Source organism: Mycobacterium sp. (assembly GCF_049280035.1).
Taxonomy (GTDB): domain Bacteria; phylum Actinomycetota; class Actinomycetes; order Mycobacteriales; family Mycobacteriaceae; genus Mycobacterium.
Window position 1 is genome coordinate 1 of record NZ_JBAPPI010000859.1, and the last position, 3300, is coordinate 3300.

Here is a 3300-nt window from a genome sequence, read left to right on the forward strand (position 1 = left end):
ACCATGGTGCGGTTGCGCGAGTTCTCGGCGAAGGCGGGCCGCCAGGTGATGAAGGACTACGTGGCCTACCCGGCGATGACCGCACGGTCACCGGGTGCGACGTTCACGTCGACGCTGAAGGCCAATGCGGTCGCGAACGTCATCCGCAATGTGTGGGCCAACGCAGTGATCTTCTGCGGCCACTTCCCCGACGGCGCCGAGAAATTCACCAAGACCGACATGCTCGGCGAGACCAAGGGCCAGTGGTATCTGCGGCAGATGCTGGGCAGTGCCAACTTCAACGCCGGCCCGGCGATGCGGTTCATGAGCGGCAACCTGTGCCACCAAATCGAACACCACCTGTACCCGGATCTGCCGAGCAACCGGTATGCCGAGATATCAGTGCGGGTGCGCGAGCTCTGCGACAAGTACGACTTGCCTTACACCACAGGCTCTTTCCTGATGCAGTACGGCAAGACCTGGCGGACCATCGCCAAGCTGTCGCTGCCGGACAAATACCTGCGCGACACCGCCGACAACGCACCGGAGACCCGCAGCGAGTCGATGTTCTCCGTGCTGGACGAGAACTTCGCCGGCACCGATCCGGCGACCGGACGACGCCGTGGCCTGAAGACCGCGATTGCCACCGTGCGGGGTTGGCGCCGCGACAAGCGAGCGAAAGCGCTGGCGGCCCGCGACGACTTGGCGGCCTAGGAGGCCGACTCAGCGATGGCGACTAGCCGCTGCAACGTCGCCAGCTGCGGCTCGTAGTCGCCTTCGAGTTTCGCCAACAGCGTCGTGATACCCGCTGCGCGGTAGCGGTGCACCCGCTCGGCGATGGCGTCAGGTGTGCCGAGCAGATTGGTGAGGCGGCCAAGGTCGAGCGGCACCGAGCTGCGGGCTTCGTCGTGTTTCCCGGCTTTCCACAGCCCGGCGACGGTTTCGACTTCAGTCCCGTAACCCAGGCGGGTGAACGCATTGTTATAGAAGTTGTAGGTGGTCCCGACGCCCGTACCGCTGGCGCCCATGGCGCCGATGGTGAACGCGTATCCGTCGGCGTGGCGGCGCGCGGCAGCGTCGGCGGCGGCTTGATCGTCGTGGAACTCGACTGCGACGGGGGCGACCAGGTAGAGCTGGTCGAGGGTCCGGCCGGCCCGCTGAGCTCCTTCTCGCAACGGGCCCAAAAACACCTCGGCGGCTTCCGGAATGAAGGCGTTGCCCAGCCAGCCGTCGGCCGCCTCGCCGGTCAGTCGCAGGTTTTGCGGGCCCATCGCCGCCACGTAGACCGGAACATGATCGGGCCGCACCAGCGGTCGCAGTGCGGCGCCGCGACTGTCCGGCAGTGGCAGCGGGTAGACCTCGCCGGCGTGCTCAAGCCGCTCGCCGCGGCTGATGATGCGGATGATCTCGATGGTCTCCCGGGTGGTCTGCACCGGTTTGCGGAACCGGACACCGTGCCAGCCCTCCATGACCCGTGGTCCCGAGGTGCCGATGCCCAAGATGAAGCGGCCCGCGGAGAGCTCCTGCAGGCTCAGCGCCGACGTCGCCAACAGCGCCGGGCTGCGCGAACCCAACTGCACGACAAACGTTCCGATTTTGACCGACGACGTCTTGGCGGCCAGATAAGCCAGCCCGGTCAGCGCGTCGTAACCCCAGACCTCGGGCACCCACAACGACGTCACACCGATCCGCTCGGCGGCGACGGCGAACTCCGCCGCGCCCGGTAAGCGGGGTTCGATCATCGCGCCGACCTTCATGGCTGGCATGCTAGCCACTATTGCAAAAGGGATGGCACCTCGCACCGGTGGGCACCGAGAAGGATGAAACAATGCGATACCGCGATCAACCCACAGCCGAAGTGACACAGCGTGTTCGGTGTGATGTAGGCACGGCTTGGGATTTGGTGACCGACATCGGCCTGCCCGCGCGCTGCTCATCGGAACTCCAGGCCGTCGAGTGGCTTGACGGGGCCAACGCGGTTGAAGTCGGTGCGCGGTTCCGCGGCCGCAACAAGCATGAGGCGTTCGGCGACTGGGCGACCGTCTGCGAGGTCGTCGAAGTCGAGGACGAACGCCGTTGGGTGTACAACGTCATCGGGCCCGAGGGCATCAGCGCGACATGGGGATTCGAGGTCGAACCGGCCAGCGACGGCGTGCTGATCCGGCAGTGGGGTCGGATGGGGCCGGGACCGTCGGGACTTACCCCGGCGATCGTCGCCCAACCGGAGAAGGAGGCCAGGATCGTCTCCCGGCGCCTGGCCGAATGGCAGCAGAACATGCAGGCCAACCTCGAACAGATTCGGTCGCAGGCCGAGAGCTGAGGTTCAGGCCTCATGCAGCGCGGCTAGCAGCCGCCGTGCGGCGGCGACGCGACGGGTGGCCGGGCCGGTCAGGGTGTCCAGCGCGCATTCGGGATCGGCGGGTGGACCCATGTGTCCGCAGCCGCGCGGGCATTCCTCGATGGCTTCGGCCAGATCCGAAAACGCGACGATCACGTCGTTGGGTTGGATATGGGCCAGCCCGAACGATCGGATCCCCGGGGTATCGATCACCCACCCGCTGCCGTCGAACGGCAACGCCACCGATTGTGTCGAAGTGTGCCGGCCCCGGCCGATGTCGGTCACCTCGCCGACTGCTCGATGCGCTTCGGGCACAAGGCGATTCACCAACGTCGACTTGCCCACCCCGGAATGGCCCAGTAGCACTGTGATTTTGCCGTCAAGCAGGTGCGCTACAGCGTCCAACGGATCGTCACGGCCCGCGATGATCACCGCGAGATCCAGGTCGGCGAACTGCTCAGCGAACGGCGTGGCGGGCGCCAGATCGGTCTTGGTCAGGCACAGGATCGGGAACAGCCCGCCGGTATACGCCGCGATCAGTGTCCGGTCGACCAGCCCGGTGCGCGGCGGCGGGTCGGCCAGCGCCACCACGATCAGCAGTTGGTCGGCGTTGGCGACGAAGACCCGCTCGGTGGGATCGGTGTCATCGGCGGTGCGCCGCAACACTGTTCGACGCGGGCCGCGCCGCACGATGCGGGCCAACGTATCGGGGCGGCCGGAAAGGTCGCCGACGATGTCGACGTCGTCGCCGACGACGATCGGTGTGCGGCCCAGTTCTCTTGCCCGCATCGCAGTGACCCTGCGGTCGGGGTCGCCGTCGAGCACACATCCCCAGCGGCCGCGGTCGACGCTGACCACCATGGCCGGCTTTGCGTCGGCGTGCTCAGGCCTGGTCTTGGTCCGCGGTCGCGAACCCCGTCCCGAGCGGATCTTGACGTCGGACTCGTCGTAGTCGCCGGGCCTCAACCGCCGGACTCCGCAAG

4 protein-coding genes are annotated in these 3300 nt (G+C 67.0%); 2 read left to right on the plus strand and 2 right to left on the minus strand.

Annotated features, from left to right (window positions below):
• The coding region (locus WAN71_RS27410) for a fatty acid desaturase family protein (protein WP_422228335.1) at positions 1–693 on the plus strand (693 nt) is incomplete at its 5' end.
• Here WAN71_RS27410 and WAN71_RS27415 read toward each other — a convergent pair.
• Positions 690–1736: an LLM class flavin-dependent oxidoreductase gene (locus tag WAN71_RS27415; RefSeq protein ID WP_422228336.1), complete on the minus strand. Its 1047-nt coding sequence runs from the start codon at positions 1734–1736 to the stop codon at positions 690–692. The genes WAN71_RS27410 and WAN71_RS27415 overlap by 4 nt on opposite strands.
• A gap of 71 nt (positions 1737–1807) precedes the next feature.
• Between WAN71_RS27415 and WAN71_RS27420 the strand changes: the two genes are divergently transcribed.
• Complete coding sequence (locus WAN71_RS27420) at positions 1808–2299, plus strand: SRPBCC family protein (protein ID WP_422228337.1); 492 nt, start codon at positions 1808–1810, stop codon at positions 2297–2299.
• 3 nt (positions 2300–2302) lie between these two features.
• On the opposite strand, the gene rsgA is transcribed toward WAN71_RS27420, so the two are convergent.
• A complete protein-coding gene (gene rsgA, locus WAN71_RS27425) occupies positions 2303–3283 on the minus strand; it encodes a ribosome small subunit-dependent GTPase A (protein ID WP_422228338.1) in 981 nt (326 codons plus the stop codon).
• Between the last annotated feature and the right edge of the window lie 17 nt (positions 3284–3300).